General features: G+C 31.0%; 19 protein-coding genes and 3 pseudogenes. 12 read left to right on the top strand and 10 right to left on the bottom strand.

Going from position 1 to position 22,137, the window contains the following annotated elements; genetic code table 11:
* The first annotated feature begins 175 nt into the window (after window positions 1-175).
* From CD032_RS10885 to CD032_RS10860, 7 genes and pseudogenes are all read left to right on the top strand, one after another.
* Entirely contained in the window at window positions 176-496 is a 321-nt protein-coding gene (locus CD032_RS10885; RefSeq protein WP_231098986.1) for a hypothetical protein, read from the top strand.
* 183 nt (window positions 497-679) lie between these two features.
* A complete protein-coding gene (locus CD032_RS10880) occupies window positions 680-1,531 on the top strand; it encodes an LEM-3-like GIY-YIG domain-containing protein (RefSeq protein ID WP_064263924.1) in 852 nt (283 codons plus the stop codon).
* A gap of 29 nt (window positions 1,532-1,560) precedes the next feature.
* Window positions 1,561-2,265 carry a hypothetical protein gene (locus CD032_RS13540; RefSeq protein WP_231098987.1) on the top strand — a complete coding sequence of 235 codons (705 nt, stop codon included), beginning with the start codon at window positions 1,561-1,563 and terminating at the stop codon, window positions 2,263-2,265.
* Window positions 2,266-2,418: 153 nt separating this feature from the next.
* A complete protein-coding gene (locus CD032_RS13535; protein WP_231912224.1) occupies window positions 2,419-3,570 on the top strand; it encodes a hypothetical protein in 1,152 nt (383 codons plus the stop codon).
* A gap of 197 nt (window positions 3,571-3,767) precedes the next feature.
* Window positions 3,768-4,877, top strand: a complete 1,110-nt coding sequence (locus tag CD032_RS10870) for a DNA polymerase family A protein (protein ID WP_103211480.1) — start codon at window positions 3,768-3,770, stop codon at window positions 4,875-4,877.
* Complete coding sequence (locus CD032_RS10865; RefSeq protein ID WP_064263845.1) at window positions 4,870-5,241, top strand: hypothetical protein; 372 nt, start codon at window positions 4,870-4,872, stop codon at window positions 5,239-5,241. The genes CD032_RS10870 and CD032_RS10865 overlap by 8 nt, the downstream gene beginning before the upstream one ends.
* A pseudogene (locus tag CD032_RS10860) lies at window positions 5,238-5,561 on the top strand (DUF5906 domain-containing protein); the annotation flags it as partial. The gene CD032_RS10865 and the pseudogene CD032_RS10860, both read left to right, overlap by 4 nt.
* Before the next feature lie 7 nt (window positions 5,562-5,568).
* On the opposite strand, the gene gtfB reads toward CD032_RS10860, so the two are convergent.
* From gtfB to CD032_RS10830, 6 genes and pseudogenes are all read right to left on the bottom strand, one after another.
* On the bottom strand, window positions 5,569-6,891 hold the full coding sequence (gene gtfB / locus CD032_RS10855; protein ID WP_071562373.1) for an accessory Sec system glycosylation chaperone GtfB: 1,323 nt from the start codon (window positions 6,889-6,891) through the stop codon (window positions 5,569-5,571).
* Window positions 6,884-8,392 (bottom strand): annotated as a pseudogene (gtfA, locus tag CD032_RS10850) (accessory Sec system glycosyltransferase GtfA). Before gtfA ends, gtfB begins: the two are co-directional and overlap by 8 nt.
* A gap of 44 nt (window positions 8,393-8,436) precedes the next feature.
* Window positions 8,437-8,625, bottom strand: coding sequence for a hypothetical protein (locus tag CD032_RS10845; protein ID WP_071562372.1), 189 nt, complete (start codon window positions 8,623-8,625; stop codon window positions 8,437-8,439).
* A 110-nt stretch (window positions 8,626-8,735) separates the two neighbouring features.
* Window positions 8,736-8,987: an LPXTG cell wall anchor domain-containing protein gene (locus tag CD032_RS10840; RefSeq protein ID WP_064263590.1), complete on the bottom strand. Its 252-nt coding sequence runs from the start codon at window positions 8,985-8,987 to the stop codon at window positions 8,736-8,738.
* A gap of 267 nt (window positions 8,988-9,254) precedes the next feature.
* Complete coding sequence (locus CD032_RS10835) at window positions 9,255-9,638, bottom strand: hypothetical protein (RefSeq protein ID WP_064263592.1); 384 nt, start codon at window positions 9,636-9,638, stop codon at window positions 9,255-9,257.
* A 95-nt stretch (window positions 9,639-9,733) separates the two neighbouring features.
* Window positions 9,734-10,501: a YSIRK-type signal peptide-containing protein gene (locus CD032_RS10830; protein WP_103211479.1), complete on the bottom strand. Its 768-nt coding sequence runs from the start codon at window positions 10,499-10,501 to the stop codon at window positions 9,734-9,736.
* 298 nt (window positions 10,502-10,799) lie between these two features.
* Between CD032_RS10830 and CD032_RS10825 the strand changes: the two genes are divergently transcribed.
* Complete coding sequence (locus tag CD032_RS10825) at window positions 10,800-10,970, top strand: hypothetical protein (protein WP_174890063.1); 171 nt, start codon at window positions 10,800-10,802, stop codon at window positions 10,968-10,970.
* A 186-nt stretch (window positions 10,971-11,156) separates the two neighbouring features.
* Here the strand turns inward: CD032_RS10825 and CD032_RS12970 are convergent, their stop codons facing one another.
* Entirely contained in the window at window positions 11,157-11,252 is a 96-nt protein-coding gene (locus CD032_RS12970) for a type I toxin-antitoxin system Fst family toxin (protein ID WP_108902200.1), read from the bottom strand.
* A gap of 552 nt (window positions 11,253-11,804) precedes the next feature.
* Here CD032_RS12970 and CD032_RS10820 point away from each other — a divergent pair.
* The 4 genes from CD032_RS10820 (at window position 11,805) to CD032_RS10805 (ending at window position 17,022) form a co-directional block, all read left to right on the top strand.
* Window positions 11,805-13,301 (top strand): glycosyltransferase, encoded by a 1,497-nt coding sequence (locus tag CD032_RS10820; protein WP_071562363.1) that lies wholly within the window; start codon window positions 11,805-11,807, stop codon window positions 13,299-13,301.
* A gap of 306 nt (window positions 13,302-13,607) precedes the next feature.
* A complete protein-coding gene (locus tag CD032_RS10815; protein ID WP_103211478.1) occupies window positions 13,608-14,288 on the top strand; it encodes a M15 family metallopeptidase in 681 nt (226 codons plus the stop codon).
* Window positions 14,289-14,348: 60 nt separating this feature from the next.
* A complete protein-coding gene (gene pbp4, locus CD032_RS10810; RefSeq protein WP_103211477.1) occupies window positions 14,349-15,554 on the top strand; it encodes a penicillin-binding protein PBP4 in 1,206 nt (401 codons plus the stop codon).
* A gap of 187 nt (window positions 15,555-15,741) precedes the next feature.
* On the top strand, window positions 15,742-17,022 hold the full coding sequence (locus CD032_RS10805; RefSeq protein WP_019469236.1) for an amidohydrolase family protein: 1,281 nt from the start codon (window positions 15,742-15,744) through the stop codon (window positions 17,020-17,022).
* Window positions 17,023-17,117: 95 nt separating this feature from the next.
* Here the strand turns inward: CD032_RS10805 and CD032_RS10800 are convergent, their stop codons facing one another.
* The 3 genes and pseudogenes from CD032_RS10800 to CD032_RS10790 form a co-directional block, all read right to left on the bottom strand.
* A complete protein-coding gene (locus CD032_RS10800) occupies window positions 17,118-18,569 on the bottom strand; it encodes a glycoside hydrolase family 1 protein (RefSeq protein ID WP_064264401.1) in 1,452 nt (483 codons plus the stop codon).
* A 24-nt stretch (window positions 18,570-18,593) separates the two neighbouring features.
* Window positions 18,594-20,024, bottom strand: coding sequence for a 6-phospho-beta-glucosidase (locus CD032_RS10795; RefSeq protein ID WP_103211476.1), 1,431 nt, complete (start codon window positions 20,022-20,024; stop codon window positions 18,594-18,596).
* Window positions 20,025-20,042: 18 nt separating this feature from the next.
* Window positions 20,043-22,001 (bottom strand): annotated as a pseudogene (locus CD032_RS10790) (beta-glucoside-specific PTS transporter subunit IIABC).
* Between the last annotated feature and the right edge of the window lie 136 nt (window positions 22,002-22,137).

The following is a 22,137-nucleotide window of genomic DNA, read 5'->3' as shown; positions in this document are numbered from 1 at the left end:
GGATTATACCTTGCAATATCATACGATGTTTATAGAGTGTTTAATAAATCATTTTCAACTATTGATGATCTAGAATATATAATAAACTGTACAAATTATATTGATTATGGAACTACAATTAATTAAAGAAATTGATGATGAAATTTTAAGTTTAAACTAATGGAATCAAGAAAGAATGAAAGGAAATATACAATGCCCACGATTAATAAAAGGAAGTTTATTAGATTTTGTGTTAGAAACAGTGGATGTTTTTGTAAATGGAAGTAAAAATGATTGCGAATTAGTAAATTTTAATTATAAAGAAGGAAAAGTAGTTTCACGTTATAGTACAAAATTTGAAAGAAATTCTAAATTAAGAAAAGAGCAATTGATATCGACGGTAAAAGTTGTAAAGTATGTGGTTTTTGATTTTGAGAGAAATTTTAGGGGGCATAAAGAAAGTTTTATTGAAGTTCATCATATTAAGACAATGTTTACTATAAGAAAGTTGAAATAAACTCAGAAACAGACTTGATTCCCGTTTGTTCAAATTGGCACAAAATGATACATATGCACACCTATATATTGAAGATTTAAGGCAAACGATAAATAATATTTTTCACTTTTAAACAGAATTTTTTTTGGAAATTATATTAATTAGTATAAAAATGAATATGTTCACAAAGAAGGAGAGATTTTATTGGCACACATTAATCAATTTTCTGAATCGACACTAGCACAACTAGAAAAAGATCATCAACACGTATTTTATGTATACTGTTTGATGGACCCAAGAAATGATGAATGCTTTTATGTTGGTAAAGGTAAGGGGAATAGAATATTTAAACATAAACAAGATGCGCAGAAACAATTATTGTACGAAGATATATTTAGAGAAGAAAATAAAGATAACTTGAAATTTAATAGAATTAATGAAATTTGTAGCAATGATTTGAATGTTTTAGGATATATAATCAGTTATGGATTAACCGAATCTGAAGCATTTTCTGCAGAAAATGTTCTTATAAACTTTCTTAACCTAACAAATAAAACTACATTAACAAATATGATTAACGGTCATGGATCTAAGGCATACTTAGTTGAAGATTTAGAAAATGAATTTGGCTATGATTCAATTAATCTTGAAAACATAAATACGAATGAATTAATTTTAGCAGTGAAAATCAGAGATGCATTTAGATTAGATAAAGATGAAAGTAAAGAGTATCCCATTAAAGAAAGTAAACGTGATAGAAGTAACTTGAAATCACGTACATTAGGTAGCTGGATTATAGGAAAAGATAAAATACATAAAATAAAATATATTATTGGTATCAATACAGGTGCTAATAACGCAGTTGTTTCAGCTTACGAAGTGTCATATGAACAAGCAGAAAGTACCGAAACAAATAGTGGTAGAACACGATATGCGTTTATCGCGCTTTCAAAACGTGACACCACATTAAAAAATTTAAATTTATACAAAAAAGCGTTACCAAATTTAAGATTTGGTAGCGGTAGTGCCACAGCATACATAAATAGTTATAATTAAATAAAAATAAGTCAATGAAGGTGGATTAAGTGAATAAAAATATTGAAGGTCTAAAAGCTACTGAAAATACTATATATATGCGTTATACGGTACATATTGATGATCAAATTATAAATAACGTCAAAGAGTGTATTAAAAAATTTGAAGTTTTACCTATGGAAGATAAAATCCCATTATCCCCGCTATTGCAACCAGAATATGCAGGAGAAGTACAAGATATTATAAATACATATGAACAGTTTATGATTAATTTTGGTAAAGTAATGTTGGATAGTCAAGGTGTAAAAGTAAAGATTGAAAGTGAATCATTAATTAGTATTCAACAAGGTATACAAGAACAATGTTACTCAAATAAACGAACAAATGATATTGATGTGACTAAAGAATGGTATTTATGCAAGTTTTTAAATCAAATATCAGAAGAAGATAAAAATCAATTGTATGAGTCTTTAAAGAAACTCATGAATGATTCTAAAAATAAAAAGAAAGCTTTTCAAGAAGTGTTTAAGATTTATAATGATATTTATATCTATAATAAAGAAAAATCTAAATATGATTATCAAGCATCTAGTTATTTCAATCTTGTACGAGAAAATCCTAAACTAACTTACAAAAAAAGACATTTACAAGAGAAGCAAGATATCAAGGGAACAACTTTCACGAACAAATTAAAGTTATTAAAAACAATGTATGGTGTAGAGGTTACAAAATATCAACCTTATTATATTTTGTAACCCCCTAAACGTGGAGGAATTGCATACGGAGAAACATATTTTTTTCAGAAATCTAATTATGAGTTTAACAGGGAGCAATATCAAATTATAAATATCTTATCGAAAATTGTAGGTAAGCACCCATTTCCAAAATCAAGTAATGATTATAATTATATGCCATCTATCGAAAAGACTGTGTTAAATGATGACTCTTGTGTGTATTATGATTACCTTGAAGATATAATAAAAGAAATTATGAATATGGATACTTCCTCTTTAAAGAAAAATTTATTGGCTGATTTTACATACCAATCTCTATGTAGATGGCGTTCTGAAAGTAAAATTTTAGAATTAAAACTTGATAGTTTTATGAATAAAGTTTTAGATAGTAATTATTATGAAGGGAGTAAATTATTTAGAATGTTGTCGCACTCAATTGAAGAGACAATCCATGATTTTGATGAAGATAAAAAGCACTTCAATTATTTTAAAAGTTACATTTTGACAGAAGGTAAAGAGGAAAATTGGGAACAAATTACTGATAATATTACCGCATTCAACAGTAAAGTTTTAAATGATATACAAAACGAATACAATAAAGTTTTAAATGATACAAAAAATGAATGTGATGAAGTGGAATCCAATACTATTAAGAAAAATAAGAAACTAAATTTCAATTATTTATATTATTGCTTTGAGGTTAGTAATAACATAGTAAAAGCAAAGGATAATAAAAGTAAAAAGTATAATTTATTCTTTGTTGATAAATATAAAATAGAAATGCCATTTTTGGATCGGTTATTAATAAAGTATTTGAATCAAGAAATAGGTCAACAAAGTATTGATTATAATATGCAAACAATGTTCGAAAAAGAAAATTATGATAGAAGCAGTACTATTGAAAAGTTAATGGCAGTTAAAAATTTTAAATATGAAAATAAAGATTTAGATTTATTTAAAAAACTATTCAATAATTTGGAAAATTCAATAGACAAATTAGGCGTTTATTTGCTAAATAATGGTATTAATTCAAACGATGAAAACGCACGGTATTATAGATCATTTTTAAAAGAACTAAGTGAAATGAAAAATAAATTAAAACTATTTTCGATTGAAATAGGTAACTCTAGTGGAGGAAAGCAACATTATCCTCATTCTGATAAAAAAGAGAGAAGAAAAAATAAAGAGGAGGCATATCATAATTCTGATAATAAAAAAGATATTGACTCCAAATTAAAAAGCAATATAAATGACTACATCAATAATTTATTGTCGCTTAAGATAAGACGCCAGTTGTATGATAGTAGTCCAAATGTAAAAAAATGATGATTATTATGAGCTAACTCAAAAAATGAGTTAGCTTTTTTGGTGGAATTTTACTCTTCCATTAAGTAATGAATGTTATGGATGCATTATCTAGAAGGTTTGATTCAGTTATATTATTAGATACAACGTTGTGGTATTCACATGATAATCCGCCCGGGAGATTGTTATGTAATAACTTATAAAAGGAGAAAAACAACATGTATCCAATAAATATACGTGACTTAATTGCAAAGTTACCTCAAAGTAGCAAAGCGCAAAAATGGTTAATGGAAAAGCCAACTAACCAAGATGACGTTCAACAATTGTATCAACATGTCAGCCAACAGTTAGACCAACAATATAATGCACTTTTAGCTGATGAACAAGCTAAATTAGATCAATATGTGGAAGTCCATCATGAATTGGAAGCATTAAAGGAAGAAATTGAAACAGAACCTATTACACTTAATATTGATAAATTACCCGATATCAAAGCGACAATGCTTGAAAAGGCTAAGAACAATGAACATTCTGATAAAATCGAACAGTTATTTGATAGATTAGATCAGTCATTAAATGGTACGAATCGATTATATACACAATTATCGTTGATTGGTACACGAACACATCGAATCACAACTAAAAATTTTAATATTCAGGGCTTACCTAAAGCAGTCCAATGCACGATTTTACCTTCAAAATATAAGAAGGTATATACTGTCGATTTTAAATCATTTGAACCATCAGTTGTAGCGTACATGACTCAAGATTCAAAAGTGATTGACTTTTTGAATCAGAAAGACGGACTGTATGACGCATTACTAAGTGAATTAGACTTACCAGATGAGCAACGAATATTTGTTAAACGTGCATTTATTGGTTCATTTCTATTTGGCGGCAACTTCAATAGCCCTAAATTCAAGCTGAATCAATATGTAAATGAAGTGCAATGGTTGGATGTGGTCAGCCAGTTTACAAAAGTCATTGAACTAAAAAAACACGTCGATGAGAATAAATCGATGCCTATGCCTTATGGTATTGAACATGATATGAGCGCATTTCAAGGTAGTAGTATCATGGCATTCTATGTACAAACTGTAGCGAGTTATATTTTCAAGCACATTCTATTGGAAGTGTACAAAGCACAATGCGAACAAAAAACGTTCAAAATTATTGTGCCAATACACGATGCGATTATGATTGAATGTGATGATGAAGTAATTGCACGTGATGTTGCTCAGCTAATGAAAAGTACGGCTAACCAGTTTTTTAATGGTGAATTCGCCCATGTGACATTGGAAAAACTAGGAGGCGTAGACTATGAATAAGGATAGAGGACAAAGCTTACAAATACCAAGTAGTACACCACTCAAAGAAAATTATATATATGTAGCTACGTTATATTCTGTGAAAGAAACAAATTTCTCAGGTGATGTGAAACACCAATTCACATATGAAATTGAAGTGAACAATCAGATTTTATATGCGAATCGTAATATTTCAACACAAAAGATAGCTAAGCAGTTGTCAATCAATGATTGGCTTAAACGTCACAGTAATTATAGTTCCACTCATGAGAATTACGACCCTTATATTGATAGAAAGCATTTAATCCATGTAGGTTGCTTTAACGGTAATTATTATGTACAAGATGTAGCACCATTAGATGAATTTGGAGGATTATTATCATGAATCATATATTACAAATGCTATCCAAGCTATTAAATATGGCTAAGGAAGCAATCGACCGTCAAGGTCTGATTGCACTCCTAACAAGTAGTATTGGAAATGATGATGAACTAGATGAGTCTGAACAAGCTATAACGGTGTATAACGAGTTTATCGATAAACTACAGCTTGATATTCCTAAAGATGTGGATTATCGTCTTAATATTTATAGTTATTTTGGTGTTCAAAAGAAACCAAATGACACCGTCTTAATAGATATGATGATCAAAGTATTTCATATTAAACGTTTTGATTCAGAACTATTTGTATTTCTATCTAAAGGAAAAATAATTAATTTACTGATTCAATAAACGTTGTTTTATCAATTGCATTGGCTTGTTGTAATTGTAATTCTAAGTAATTATCGAATGTATCTTTGTGTTGCGTAATTTCCTCTAAGGTACTGATTAGCGTATCAGGATGCGCTACATCGAATAAATGAGTTGGTGCTGTTATTACTTTATTGTGCGCAGTGGCATCATAACCTAAAATTAATAATTTGTAGTCAAAGGCTGCCCTAACTGCATCTAATATTTCGTTACCTTTATTAACATCTAAATAGATATCGCATTTTTTATAAAGTGCTTTAAATTCAGACTTCTTGGCGTTTGGATATAATTTAACATTGGCATATTTATTTAAGTTCATTAACACCTTAGACATTTCAGTCATAGCTGCAATATGAAAATCTAATTGTGGATGAGCTTGTACAATTTGTTCTAAATGAGGTATTTGATCTGAATTAGTTAGTGTTAGCACTTGGTTAGAATAATTATTAGACTTCAGGAATTTATATACATATCCAGATTTATATATTCTGTCTTTCCATTTATCACTAATGGATGATTTAAGTTGTTCGTAGGCTTCATCGCTCGGCACAATAATACTGAATGATCTATGTTCTTTAGATAATATATTTTCGATATGACGAATAATATCGCTCGTTATATCACCTTGCCAATAAAAATAATCATTGCTAGACTCACTTAAACCATTCATCACTGCAGCAGGCACTGAAAATGAGTTGATTAAAAATTGTTCGGATTCTAACCCTGCAACTTGAATATAGAAATTAACAAATTGTATTTTCGAATGGAAGAAGTATTCTTTGCCTTGCCAATTCAAAATAACATCATTTGTGATGAAGTTCTCAACCATAAATACTTGGCCTTTAGCGTTAAAGTAGCGTTTTAATATTCTTTTATGGGTATTAGGATCCAATACTACTTGTGCATAACTGTATCCATATTTATTATAATAATCAATGTAATGCGTATGTCCTTGTATATTTAACCACTCAATACGTTCTACAATTCTATGTTTATAATTCTTTTTATAAATAATTCTCGCTTTAATATCTCCTGTATCTTTAATTACAGCATCGTTATTATTGCCTTCAATCAACCAAAATCTCGGCGTTTTAACTTGGTTAAAAAATAATGGTTTAACTGGCAAATTTTCATTTTCCGCAAAGAATTCATATGGTGTTTTAATATCTGCAGGAAGAAAGCCATCAGTTTCAATAACGATCGTTTGTCTATTCATACCAGAAAATTTAAATGAATTATAAAGGACTATTGTTTGTTTATCGAAAGCTTCAAATAAATTAATCATAAAGCACCTCTTCAATTAAATGATTCCATTGGATTTTTACAGCATCTTGTGTAAATTGTTCAGCAACTTTATAAGATGCCTCATGGAAATCATTTGTATCATTTTCAAAAAAACGAATTATAGCTTCAGCAATTTTTCCTACTATTTCAGACTCTGATTCTTCTTTTAATGTAATAGGTATGAGATAGCCATTTTCTTTGTCCTTAATAAAAGTCGGATTTCCATAATTAACATCAAAACCAATAAGTCCTAATCCTGAGCCAATCGCTTCCATCAATGTTAATCCAAAACCTTCGCTCGTTGATCCTGATAGAAACAATTCATAATTTTTATATACTTGATTTAAATTTACATGACCATGCAATGTAATATAACTTTCTGCGTTGTTTTCACGAATAAGATTAAGCAATGCCTGTTTTTGAGCTCCTTCTCCATATATATCAAATGTTGTTTCAGGTCTTTGTTGTTTCGCAATTGCGACTGCTTTAACTAACCAATCCACACGTTTTTCAGCTGCTAATCTTGAAGCAGTAATAATAGAATACGGCTTTCTGTTTAAAGAAGGTTGTGTTAAATTTTTTAAATTGCCTACAGGAATTGTATATATATTAGGCTTGATATTATTATATTTTTCAAATTGCTCTGTCAGCAGTTTATTTTGGATTTCTGTTGCTGTGACAAAGAAATCAATTTCCTGCGCATTAGTGAATACATATTCATAATGATTATTCCAAAGTATATAATCGTCGTTCGTTGTTGATGCATTATAGTGTTCTGCATGAATCACTACACCTAATTTAGCTTGATTTTTATTTTCTATCATAACTTGACCAATATCTTTTGAGCGATCTAATAAAATCATATCTTCCTGTGACAACTGAAGTTTTTCCATGAAATATGCAATAAAACTTTGCTTCGAATATAGTATTCTATCTTTAAAGACAAACATACTATTATCACCATTTACATATTCGTTGTATGCTGTAGAACCGTCTTCATTGTAAAAGACTCTCATATATAATTTAGCTATATTATCTTCAGGGGCGTAATACTCCGAAAAGACACGTACATAGGAATAATAATCTTTGCGTAGTAGCTTCCCTCTTGATACATATTCTACTCTATCAACAATATCGCTATCTTCGTTTTTCAAATGACACACGATATAATTACTGTTTTTATTAAAGAAATATTTTTTGATTTTTCCTTCATCTTCTGTTTTAGTGATGTCGTCATTGAGTGATTGAATAATCTCATCTAATTTAACACTTGAAGGTGCTATTTTTATATCTGTGAAAAATTGGTATAACCATACCACTTCATCATCATTAAATCCTAAATTTTTTGTTAAGGTTTGTATGTTTTCAGTTTTTATAAATTCTAAAAACACGAACTTTAATGTTTCTGCTCTTCCTCTTAAAGCTTAAGCTCTGTATAGTTGCGCATACTCTACACCACTACTCGCCCAGCCAATGCCATAGTTCATGTTATATATCGTCATGTATTACACCTCAATAACTAAAGTTAAAATCATAATTTTACTTATCAAACAAACAATTTCACTATGCTAAAAATCATAAAGGTCAATATAATAAATGTGCCCAAAAACTTAAGTGTCAGAAATTCTTTTTTTACTTTTTGTTGATCTTTTTCAGCATCATATTCATTTAATTCTTCTTCAATTTGTTTGTTTATTTGATCTAATTCTTCTTTTTCATTTATATTTTCACTCATATTATTACACTTCCTATAACTATAGAAATATTTATTAACTTATTATAACAAAATAAGCCAAGGAGAATATCCTCAGCTGTATTTTGTATTGATATTCAAATCAAATGTTATTAATTATTTTCAGTTCCTTTTTTACGACGTCTTCTCAGTAGTGACAAACCACCTAGTCTAAGAATACCCGCTAACAATCCGTTTTTCGTTTTATCCTCCCCTGTATTTGGTAACTCTGAATCTTTATCTTTTTCATTTTGGTTCGCTTCATTCTCAGAATCTGAATCATTTGATGATTCTAATGTGTTTGTAGAATCAAATGAATTATTTGAATCAGATGAAATCATTGATTCGCTTTCTACTTCGCTCAATGACTCACTTTCACTTAGTGACTCGGATGTGCGTAATGATTCACTTTCGCTAATGGATTCAGACGTGCTTAATTATTCACTCTCGCTAATGGACTCAGAAGCAGCTGTACTAACAGTTAAAGAAGCTACATTAGATTCCTGGACTTTTCCTCCTATATTTACAAGAACTTGATACTGACTATTATTTAAATTTACACCAACATTATTTATTATTAAATCTTTATTAGTCGAAATAAGTTCTTGGCGTTTACCTTCATTCCAACGGTATCATTGGTAAGTCACTTTTTGTTCATTATTATCTGGTATTAAGCTTGGAGAAATAGTAAAAGTAGCATCTTCACCTACTTCAACAGTTTGATCAGAAATTATATCTCCAACTTTAATTGATATAGAATTTTCTACAGTAGAACCGTCTGAATTTGTTAAAACTGCTTTTACAATAACTGTTCCTTTCAAATTATTATTATTTATGGTTATTAGTCCTGATTGGTTAATTGTTGCTAAACTATTATCATTTACTGACCAATTTACTGTACCTGTAGCGTTTTTAGGATTTGTTTCATAACCTAAACCCCAATAAGAATCATTAACTAAAGTATTAGGGTTATTAGTAATTGTTATTTTATTAGCTTGTACTTGTTGCTGAACCACACTCACTGCGAAAACATTTGAACCATATGTTTTTGCTGAACCTAAAAAGGGCTTATTTCTAACTACTAGTTGGAAATAATAATCTCCTACATTAGTTAAAGTATATCTAAATCTTTTTTAGTTTGTCCACTAATTGAAGTCCATTGATTATTTCGATACATATACCACTGATAACTTGTATTGTCTAAATTTATAAGTCCAGGTATTCTAAAATCGGCATGTGCTTTGGCTTTTTCACCATTAATAATTGTTTTTCTTTCTGGATTAATATCAGTTGTTAAACCAGGTCTTCCAAATAGACCCAAAAAACCACCATAATACTTATCAGATACTCCGTGATAAGGATTTGGAGGTACCGCTTGTGCGGCTTTAATAGTTTGATTCTCTTTTAATTTAGAATATTTAGTTTCTGATAAGTCTTCTTGGGGGGTGATTGATGTGTGTTTTACATCATCTTTCTGTGTTTCCTCGTCCTTTTTTTGTGGTGCTGTAGTTTCTGATAAATCTTCTTGAGGGGTGATTGATGTGTGATTTACATCATCTTTCTGTATTTCCTCGCCCTTTTTTTGTGGTGCTGTAGTTTCTGATAAGTCTTCTTGAGAGTTGGTTGATGCGTAATCTACATCATCTTTCTGTATTTCCTCGTCCTTTTTCTGTGGTGCTGTAGTTTCTGATAAATCTTCTTGAGAGTTAGTTGATGTGTGATCTACATCATCTTTTTCTGTACTTTTATTACTTATTAATTCACTAGCTTTTGCTTCATGAGTAGTTATTGCTGTAAAAATTGTGAAACCTAATAATATTGAACCTGTTCCCATTGAAAATTTTCTAATTGAAAATCTTTGTTTTCTATCCCTTTTCATTCGCTACCTCTTCCCATTATATAATATATAGTTTCATAAAATATTATACGGTACTAATTAATGTAAGTATACATTAATTAATTTATTTTTTTATCTTATCATTATTAATTAATAAACAGATTAAAATATTATTACTCTTTATAAAACTAGGTTATATTATCGAAAGTAAAGAGAGAATCATTAAGTTATTTAAGATGATTATATATATTTGATGAATTTATAGACATACCTATTGATTTTATAGAGGAACCTGAACAATTAAAAATTTAAAAAACATTCTGAACATGGTAGTGCATCTGTGGCTTTAAATAGTTCTTTAAATTATTTAGGTAGTGCGATTGGTGCTGCATTAGGCGGTTTATTACTTGCGCAAGGGGTTTCTACTTATATATTAATTTATAGTGCATTTACTGTAGTTGTTTTAGGTATTATTATTCAATCAATAAATATTGTTATTGATAAAAATTAAAATATTAGTATTTAACTGCTATTTAGTAGTTAAATACTTTCTTTTTAGATGAAACTAACATTTTGCATTCTTTTGCATTCCTCCACGCTATGATGTTATAATACACTTAACAAGGAAACTAGCATGGATACACCAATCCCCTCACTACTCGCAATAGTGAGGGGATTTTTTGGTGTGGCTAGTCGCCTATTTATCATCGCGCTTGCGTAGCCAACGCGTAAATAACGCGATAATACAACCACTGATGACTGTGACCGTGATCTGAACAAGGATTTCTAGCATAGATTAACACCTCCTCTCTACGTCAATTAGACGCCTGAGAGATAGGCGACGTCATTATTATATCATCTGAATTACTAATCATACCCTTCAATATCACCGTTTTCAGCACGTAAATGTATGTGTGATTCTTCTTGTTTCGAACTTTCTTTAATTTCTTTTAGTTTTTTCTCGAAAGCATGGTAGTTAAGTAAAACTATTTTATCTTGTTTCAAACAACTGTCATAATAATGTAAAATACATTATTAATTAAATTTTGAAAATTATTAATGAGGTGGTAATGAATTATGAAACGGATATCAAAACTAGTGTATTCGAAAAATAAAATTAATTTAGTAATTTAATACATCTTTTTATACTAGATAAATAAATTAAAAAGTTTCATACGAGAAAAAAGAGACTACAATTGCAAATAATATTAGGTGTGTAATACATATTAGTTTATAATAACTATTAAATAATAAATGAAATGTACAATATAAATGATTAGTTTTTAAATTTATTAAGGCAAACGATATAAATACTACACTATAGGTATGAAAATGAGGGGAAATCATGATATATACAATAACAAGCACATTACCACCAGTACATGGAGGTAGAACTAAGGCATTGCTAAGTCGAATAAAATTAATAGATAGTGAATTAGGGATCAAAAGTAAAATTGTAACAACGAATTATAATGCCAATTACCCATCTGTTTATAAAAAGTTTATAAACGAGGAAAAAGTGACAGAACATACAGAATTCGAAAATATATACGACTGGTTAAGTGGCTTTAAACTATTAGAAATACCGAAGACTAAATTTAAAAAACAACCTAAATATCAAACGATGAACCGTGAACTCAAAGGGTTGGAAAGTAAAAGTTTTAATGATGGCAATGTTATGAGATATTATAAAAATGGTGATTACGTATTGTACAGAAAATATTATGGCAATAGCAATGTAGTTCAACTTGAAGATTTTATGTCATCTATTAGTAAAAAACGATTAGAACGTTGGGAATACAATAAATTTGGTCAATTGCATAGAAAGATTTATTACACACATAAACCATTTTCAAAATTATGTGAGGTGTACTTTGATACACAAGGCGTTATATACTGTAAAAAGTTTTTTAATACAGAAAAAGAAAGTTTAGATTATATCCAACTTTATAGAAATGATAGACCTTATTTATCCTTCAGTAGTGAAAAAGCCTTATTTAAATATTATTTTGACCATCGCTTCAGTGATGGTGATGTGGTATTTAATGATGCCAGACTTTTAGATGAACCATTGTTAAATCAAACACATGCGACTAAAAATATTTTAGTTTTTCATAATAGTCATTTGAATGGACAGCAAATAAAAGGTTCATATAAATTTGCGTTAAATCATTCTGAAAAAGTAGAAAAATATTTAATATTAACTGAAAAGCAAAAAGAAGATATTATTAGCCAAGTTACATTAGATGAAAGACAATTATCAGTAATTCCGCATTCGATTAAAACATATAAATCACATGCAAACGAAAATAAATTAGACCGATTTATTTTTATTGGTAGATTAGGTCTTCAAAAACAAGTAGACCATTTAATTAAAGCGTATAAACAATTTTTAGATTATGGGTATGATACGAAATTATCCATATTTGGTATGGATGAAGATGGGCAAAAAAAGGTGTTGTTGGATTTAATTGATCAATATGGTATTCAAGATAAAGTAGAAATCAACGATTTTACGAATAATCCTTTGAGAGAATTTCAACAATCAAAAGCTTCACTGTTAACAAGTAAATTTGAGGGATTTGGCTTAACTGTAATGGAGAGTATCGAAGTTGGTTGTCCAGTTATTGCTTATGATGTTAGATATGGTCCTTCAGAGATTATAAATCATGGTACGAATGGATATCTCGTTGAGCCAGATAATACTAAAGCGTTTGCTGATTGTATGGCTAAAATAATAGATGAGCCATTTAATTGCGTACAGACGAGATCAGAGCTTAGACATGATAAAGCTGTAGAAAATTATAAAAAATTATTTCAAGACATCGGCTATACTAAATAATATGATTTTTATCGGTCTCTCTATAGCATATTTAGTAATCAGTGTGTATCTGCTTGCACATTTTATAAAATACAAAATGTACGATAAAACAGTTGTCATTGCTTAACCACAGCAGGGTAACTGTTTTTATTTTGTTGTTTTCCATTTTGAAAGTTGATAGTTGTGTTTTGAAATATTAATAAATTCAATAAAATACTTGTCTCTTATATACAGCGTGTTATATTAATGTTAATTGCAATTGTTTTTAAAACTATTTTATTGTCCATCAACATTTGTTTTGATTATACTTTTTAAAAAGGAGTAACAATGAATAAACTTAAATTATTGATTATCATGTTGTGTTTGGTCTTAGTTGGATGTTCTGCTCAAGACAATGAATCTGAGAATAAAGACAGTAAAAATCATGAAAAACAGCAAAGTAACAATAGTGAAAATAAGCATCATAAAGAAGTGAAGCATGGTGTAACGTATATTGATGATATTTTAATTGTGAACAAAGATATTTCGTTACCAGAACATTTTAATTCTGGAGAAAATAAAGAAGCGCGTGATGCATTACAGCAACTTTTAAATGATGGTAATAATCAAGGATTTCAATTATCAAATGCCAGTGGTTTCAGAAGTTACCAAAGTCAAGAACAGTTATTTGATCAATATGTTCAAAGAGATGGAGAAGAAGCAGCCAATAAATACAGTGCGAAGCCAGGTCATTCAGAACATCAAACTGGACTGACATACGATATCGTTTCTGAGAACACGGATACCAACTTTAAAACTTCTTTTGGTAAGACTAAGGAAGGGCAGTGGCTCAAAGATAATGCTTACAAGTATGGTTTTATCATCAGATATCCGAAGAATAAAACGCATATAACGGGTTATCAATATGAACCGTGGCATATCAGATATGTTGGAAAAGATACAGCAAAAAAATTATATAAAAGTAATGAAACATTAGAAGAGTACTTAAACCTATATCCCCAAAAATAAGATTAAATTTGAAGTGTGCTTGATTATTTAATATAAATTTTTAGAGAGGAATGGTCATCATTGTTTAAGAAATTAAGTGTGGTGATGCTAAGTTGGTTGCTCACGTTAACTGCCATTGCACCAACAGCTACAATAACTGCTGAAACAGAAAAATCAGCGAGTCCTAAGCAAAGTGTTAAATACAAACCAGAAAGTTTTAGCGTGATAGCTCAAACAGGTCAAATTTTATATCAAGATAAAGCGGAAAAAGTAACTGATCCAGCTTCTTTGACAAAAATGATGACGATGTATTTGACATTGGATGCGATAGAAAATGGTGAGATAAAAGGTACAGACAAAATAAAAATCACTTCAGATTATGAAAAAATGTCTGTATTACCTGATTTAGCTAGTGTACCTTTAGAGAGAGGAAAGTCTTACTCTATTAATCAATTCCTTAAACAAATCACTTTAGAATCAAGTAATGCAGCTACACTTATTTTGGGTGAGAAGGTGAGTGGTTCAACATCAAAATTCACAGATGAAATGAACCATAAAGCGAAAAAACTTGGTATGGACCATACGCATTTTGTGAATCCTACAGGTGCAGATAATGATCTTTTACAGCATTATGCTCCAAAGCAATATCAAAAAGAGCGCAAAACACAAACTACTGCAAATGATATGACCATTCTAATGCAAAATATATTAAAAGATCATCCTAAGATTTTAAAATATAGTTCTAAAACAACGGATAAACAATTTGGAACAGAATTAAAAACAAAAAATATTTCTTTAAAAGGGCAACGATTTGAATTAAAAGGTGCAGATGGATTAAAAACGGGAACAAGCGATGAAGGTTATAGTTTAGCGTTAACTAGTAAACGTAATGGTTTACGTCTCAATGAAGCGATACTCAATGTGAAACCATTTCCAAGTATGAAAGCTAAAAATGCACGCCATAAAATTGCTAATGCCATTATGAATAAACAATTTAACAAATATGAATATCGAAAAGTGTTAAGTGAAGGAGAACACGAAATTAACGGAAAAACGTACCAAGTTAAGCAAGATTTATATGATGTAGTTCCTAAAAAAATGGATCATTTAAAGTTTAATGTGAATAAAGAAGGCAAAGTATATGTAGCCTATAAGCGTCAATTTATTAAAGGTACACATGCGCCCCGAGTAGATGCCTCAGTTAAAAAAGACGACAATAAATTTACTGCATTTTTCAAAAATTTGTTCAGTAAAGATGCGCATAAAATGTCCCAATATAATCTGTAAATTATAATTAAATTATTCCATTTATCTGCTGATACCACGACTTAATTGTGGCATGTGTCAGCAGATTTTTTGCTATTAAGTCAGCGAAATCTAATAAATTGGTGTTTATTTCAACCATATTCACTGGGTAATCATTGCTTAAAAAAGTATTAAGACTTATGGTAGAAGGGTATAGGAGGTTTTATGAATGCGTAAAAAATTCATTAATGCATCAATTTATAAGTATGATGAAGCTTCAGAAATTTTAGTTGAAAACGGTAAGTTTAAAGCATTTGGCAAGAATCTAGGTGAAGCGGATGAGGTGATTGATTTAGGAGGTGCCTTAGTTTTGCCCCCATATGTTGATGGTCACCTTCATCTAGATTATTATTTTACAGGACAAAATCCTCAAATTAAAAACACATCTGGAACATTGTTTGAGGCTATTGATTTATGGAATGATTATAAAAAAGGCACTACAAAAGAAGAAATGAAATCGCGTATGCGTCAAGCAGTCAACGACGTAGCGAGCTACGGAACACAATATATTCGTGCTCAAACGGATTGTACAGATCCTGATTTAACAGGTATCAAAGCAGCGCTTGAAGTAAGGGATGAATTGAAAGATAATATTACGATTCAGGTTGTGGCATTTCCTCAAAATGGTATGTATGCTTTTGAAGAGCAAGGTAAAACAGGCCGTGATTTAATTGAAGAAGCCTTAAAATTAGGTGCAGATTGTGTCGGTGGTATTCCACACAATGAATGGAGTCCAGAAGCAGGAGTGAAATCTATTAAAGAAATCGTTAGACTCGCTATCCAATATGATAAATTAATTGATGTACACTGTGATGAAACAGATGACGTACAAGCGCGTTTCTTAGAAATATTAAATGCAGAAGTGATGAAACAAGGTTATGGAAATGCTACGACAGCTTCACATACTTGTTCATTTGGTTCAGCTGATGATGCTTATGCATTTCGAATGATGGGGCTATTTCGCCAATCAGGTTTAAACTTTGTCTCTTGCCCAACTGAAAATTTATATTTACAAGGCAGACAAGATAGTTATCCAAAAAGAAGAGGATTAACACGTGTCAAAGAGTTTGTAGATAATGCTATTAATGTGGCTTTTGGTCAAGATTCAATTGTTGATTTATGGTACCCAGCGGGATCAGGTAATTTAATGAATATTTTAGACAATGGCTTGCATGCCACACAATTAATGCGAGAAGAAGATTTTCCACGTAATTTCGATTTAATTACTTATAACGGTGCAAAATTAATGCATTTAGATGAAGTTTACGGTTTATCAGAAGGCAAGCCAGCAAACTTTATCGTGTTGGATGCACCAAATGTATTTGAAGCGCAACGTCGACGTGTTGACTGTCTTGCTTCGATACGTAATGGTGAATATCTATTTAGAAAAGAAAAGCCGAAATATACAACTGCATTAGATATTGATCGCCAAACAAAACAATACTTGTAATTGCATCATATACGATAAAATGCTGAGACGATAGAAAGTCTCAGCATTTTTATCTGTATTCATATTGATTGCATTGAAATGCGTTTTTTATGAAACTATAATGACGCTCCATTCGTTGAGATAATATTTTTGTACCATTCAAAAGAATCTTTTTTCATACGTTTCATACTTCCGTTACCATAGTTATCTTGATCAACATAAATGTAGCCATAACGTTTTGACATCTCGCTTGTAGACATTGAAATCAGATCGATAGGCGCCCAAGAGAGATAGCCTATTAAGTCCACACCATCTTCGACAGCTTTTTTTGCTTCAGCCATATGTTTACTTAGATAGTCTATGCGATAGTCATCGTGAATTTTTCCATCAACAACTTCATCAACTGCACCTAAGCCGTTTTCAACTATAAATAATGGCACTCTATAGCGATCCCACAATTCATTTAAAACAATTCTTAAGCCGATTGGATCAATTTGCCAACCCCAATCAGAAGCTTCTAAGTAAGGGTTTTTTAAACTGTTCATCAAGTTGCCCTGAGTTGTTTGTCCTTCTGGAGCTACAGATGACAACATCGACATATAATAGCTAAATGATAGATAGTCAACTGTATGTTGTTTAATGATATCTAAATCATTATCTTGAATATCTAATTCAATGCCGTTATCTGTTAAAAATTGTTTGTAAAAATTAGGATATTCCCCTCTAACCTGTACGTCAGTATACATTAAATTCATTTGGTCTTCTTGTTGTGCTTTTAATACATCTTGTGGATTACAAGTATATGGATAATGTTTCATCCTTGCGATCATACAACCCATTTGTGCACTTGGGTCAATCTCTTTTAATTTTTGAGTAGCTAACGCTGATGCTACAAACTGATGATGAAGTGCTTGATACGAAGCTGCAATAGGATGATCTAATTTATCTGAAATGATACCGGCTCCTGTAAAAGGTGAGATATTAATCACATTGATTTCGTTAAATGTTATCCAATATTTTACATCATTTTTATAACGATTGAAGACCGTTTCGGCATAGTGAACAAAATGATCAATGACCTTACGATTAATCCAACCATTATATTTTTCAGTTAAACCAAAAGGTGTCTCATAATGGCTTAAAGTTACAACAGGTTCAATATTATATGATTTTAATGTTTTAAACACATCATCATAAAATGCAAGCCCCGCTTCGTTTGGCTCATTTTCGTATCCCTTTGGAAAAATACGTGACCAATTGATAGACATTCTAAATGCTTTAAATCCCATTTCAGCAAACAACTTAATATCTTCTTTATAGTTATGATAAAAATCTATACCAACACGTTTAGGGAAGTGGCCTTGGTACTGACCTGATTTAACTTTATCAATGAAATCTGATGTTACTTCCATATGATTATCACCTGTGCGTTGACTTTTAGGAACATATTCTGAAAAGTCAGCACTCGACAAACCTTTACCATCAATGTTAAATGCGCCTTCTATTTGGTTAGCTGCGGTTGCGCCACCACATAAAAAATTCTTTTTAAAACCTTTAATATTTTCCATATTAAATACCTCACTTTGTTTGTATTAGTATGATAAATTTTCGCCATTACTTTGAATAACCTTTTGATACCAATAGAATGAATCTTTACGGTATCTATTTAATGAACCATTTCCTTGATTATCTCTATCAACATAAATAAAACCATAACGTTTTTTCATTTCTCCACTACCTGCTGAAACTAAATCTATACAACCCCATGAAGTATATCCAATGAGTGGGACGCCATCTTTTACCGCTTCGATCATTTGATTTAAGTGGTCACTTAAATATTTAATTCTATAAGTATCATGAATACTGCCATCATCTTCAAGTCTATCAATTTCACCTAAGCTATTTTCTACGATGAATAAAGGTTTTTGATAGCGGTCATATATTTGATTCATTGTCACGCGTAATCTTACGGGATCAATTTGCCAGCCCCAATTTGATGCTTCTAAGTATGGATTTTTAAGAGAAGCAAAAGCATTACCAGCTTCTTTGTTTTGGTTGATTTCATCATCACCGCTTTCAAGTCGGCTTGAATAATAAGAAAATGAAATATAGTCCACTGTGTATTGTTTTAAAATTTCATCATCCCCAGTTTGTTTATCGATGGAAACATCTAAATCTTCAAACATACGTTTACTATAGTTAGGGTATTCACCACGAGTTTGAACATCTATAAAGATATATTGTTCTCGATTTTTAGAAAGTGCAGCCATCACATCATTTGGATGAGATGTATTTGGATATACATCACCAGCAGCCAACATACAACCTATTTGATTTGTATTGTCAATTTCTTTAGCGATTTTCGTGGCTAAGCTTGATGCGATAAGTTGATGATGTGCGGCTTGGTACATAACCTGGTTTTTATTTTCAATATCTGGAATAATTAAGCCACCACCAATATAAGGAATGTGTAAAATCATGTTAATTTCATTATGCGTAATCCAATACTTAACTTGGTTACTATATCGCTTAAATAGGATAGTTGCGTAATTTAAAAAGAAATCTACGGTTTTACGGTTATACCATCCACCATAATTTTTAGCTAAATAATATGGTGTATCAAAATGATTGATTGTAACAATGGGCTCAATACCATATTTTTCTAAAGTTTCGAAGATTTTATCATAAAAAGCCAAGCCTTTTTGGTTTGGTTCTGTTTCATCACCATTTGGAAAAATTCTTGGCCAAGAGATTGAAAAGCGTAATGCTTTAAAACCCATTTCGGCGAATAATTTGATATCTTCTTCATAATGGTGATAAAAGTCGATCGATTGATGACTAGGATAAAAATCAAAAGTGTTATTCAGTCCTTTAGCTGGGTTGAATAGTGGTTCTTTACGCGCTTCTCCTGCTGGTAGTAGGTCTACCAAACTAAGCCCTTTACCATTTTTATCGTACGCACCTTCAACTTGGTTCGCGGCGATAGCGCCACCCCATAAAAAATCTTTGCCTAATACTGACATGATATTGCCTCCTTATATTTAATAAATGACAGAAATTAATGAATCTCTTTCTTTAACTGTTTGTTGTTCTTCTATCACAACGTCTTTGGTTGCGTTTGTGTTTGTTACTACTATCATTACAGTGTCATCATATGCATTTTCTTGTATTTTTTGTGAGTCAAACTGTATCAGTGGCTGGTTGACTGTAACTGTATCTCCTTGGCTTACGAGTGGCTTAAAACCTAAGCCGTCTAGTTTCACGGTATCGATGCCGATATGGATAAGCAATTCTGTACCATTTTTGGATTATAAGCCGATTGCATGACCAGTAGGGAATAAACTTTCTACTGTTGCCTCAAATGGTGCAATAATCGTATCAGATGATGGTTTAATAGCAATCCCTTTGCCCATTGCAAGAGATGAGAATACAGGGTCATCTACAAGTTCAAGGTTTTTCATTTCACCAGAGACAGGAGATACAATAAAATCATCTTTTGGTTCAGTAATAGCTTCATCAACTGAAGCGCTTGATGCATTATTTTTGGCATCATCCTTTTTTTGTTCTGATTCTGGTGCAGTAGCTTGGACTTCTTGTTCATTTTTATCAGAGTGCACAAGATACCCAACGATACTACTCACTAATACGGCTAACAATGAAGCGATAATAGTTGCCCAGAATGCAAAGTTCAATCCACTTTCTCCAATAAACGTAGTATAACCAAAGATACCAAGGCCTCCCATAAAATACATTTTGGTACCTGCGAAACCTATGAACCCACTAAATAATCCACTAATGATACAGCTATAAATAAATAGTTTTTTTCTTGGTAAAGTAACACCGTAAATTGCAGGCTCTGTTACACCAAAAATGCCAGATATCGCTGCTGGTAAAGATATCGATTTTAGTTTAGTATTTTTAGTTTTTAAGAAAAGCCCAATAACGATTCCAGTTTGAGCAAATGAAGCGGCGAATATTAAGGGGTTAATGATATCGTAACCAGACGTAGAAACATTATTGATCATAATTGCAACCAGACCCCAATGAATACCAAATATGACAAAGACTTGCCAAAATGCACCTAATAGCAAACCGGCTAATATAGGACTTAAGCCATAGATGTTTATTGCTCCTGAACCAATCCAATTAGCAACCCATGAAGATATTGTTCCGATTACGATAAATGTTATCGGAACAATGATTAGCAAGGTGAAAAATGGGACAAAGAATGTTTTGACAACATCAGGAATAATACGTTTTAATTTTCTTTCCAAAATACTCGCAAAATAGATAGCTACTATAATAGGAATAACACTAGATGTATAATTCATAGAAATTACTGGAATTCCTAAAAAAGATAAATTTGATTCGACTTCAAAAATTGTTCCACCGAAAAGTGTATGCACGCCTTTTGCTCCAAACTCCATTGCAGAAACTAAGGTTGGATACACAATTGCTGCCCCGATAGCCATCCCAATAAAATGATTGGAACCAAATTTTTTGGCAGCAGTAAAACCTAAAAATACTGGGAAGAAATAGAATAACGCGTCACCTAATGCAAATAATATTTGATATGTTCCAGATGATTCTGTTAACCAGCCAAGTGCTAAGAATAATGCAGAAAAACCTTTAATCATCCCAGCAGCCGCAAGAATACCAAGAATCGGTTGGAAGATACCTGAAATTAAATCAATAAATCGATTTAATATGTTACCTGATCCTTTCTCTTGTGATTGATCATCATTAGCTGAATCAAGATGAGTCACTTTAGTAATTGCATCGTAAACATCAGGAACATGGTTACCAATCACAACCTGGTATTGTCCGCTAGATTGCATAACTGTTACAATTTCATCATGATTTTTTAAAAATTCTGTATCGGCTTTGCTCTCATCTTTTAGTTTGAAGCGTAAGCGTGTAATACAATGTGTAAGCGAGTTGATGTTTGCTTCACCACCAACTTTTTCAACAATTTCTTGTGCTAAATTTTCATATTTCATTGGTTCATTCACCTCAATTTTTAATTAGTTTCCTAGCTACATCATGTTTTTGAATGTTATTTTGAGTGGCCACTCAATGAAATTAAAGCAGTTTGAAAACAAGTAATAAGCTAAAAAAATAAAAAAACCCAGAATA

It is taken from the genome of Staphylococcus cohnii subsp. cohnii (assembly GCF_002902365.1).
GTDB classification, from domain to species: domain Bacteria; phylum Bacillota; class Bacilli; order Staphylococcales; family Staphylococcaceae; genus Staphylococcus; species Staphylococcus cohnii.
This window is presented reverse-complemented; position numbering and strand designations above follow the sequence as displayed.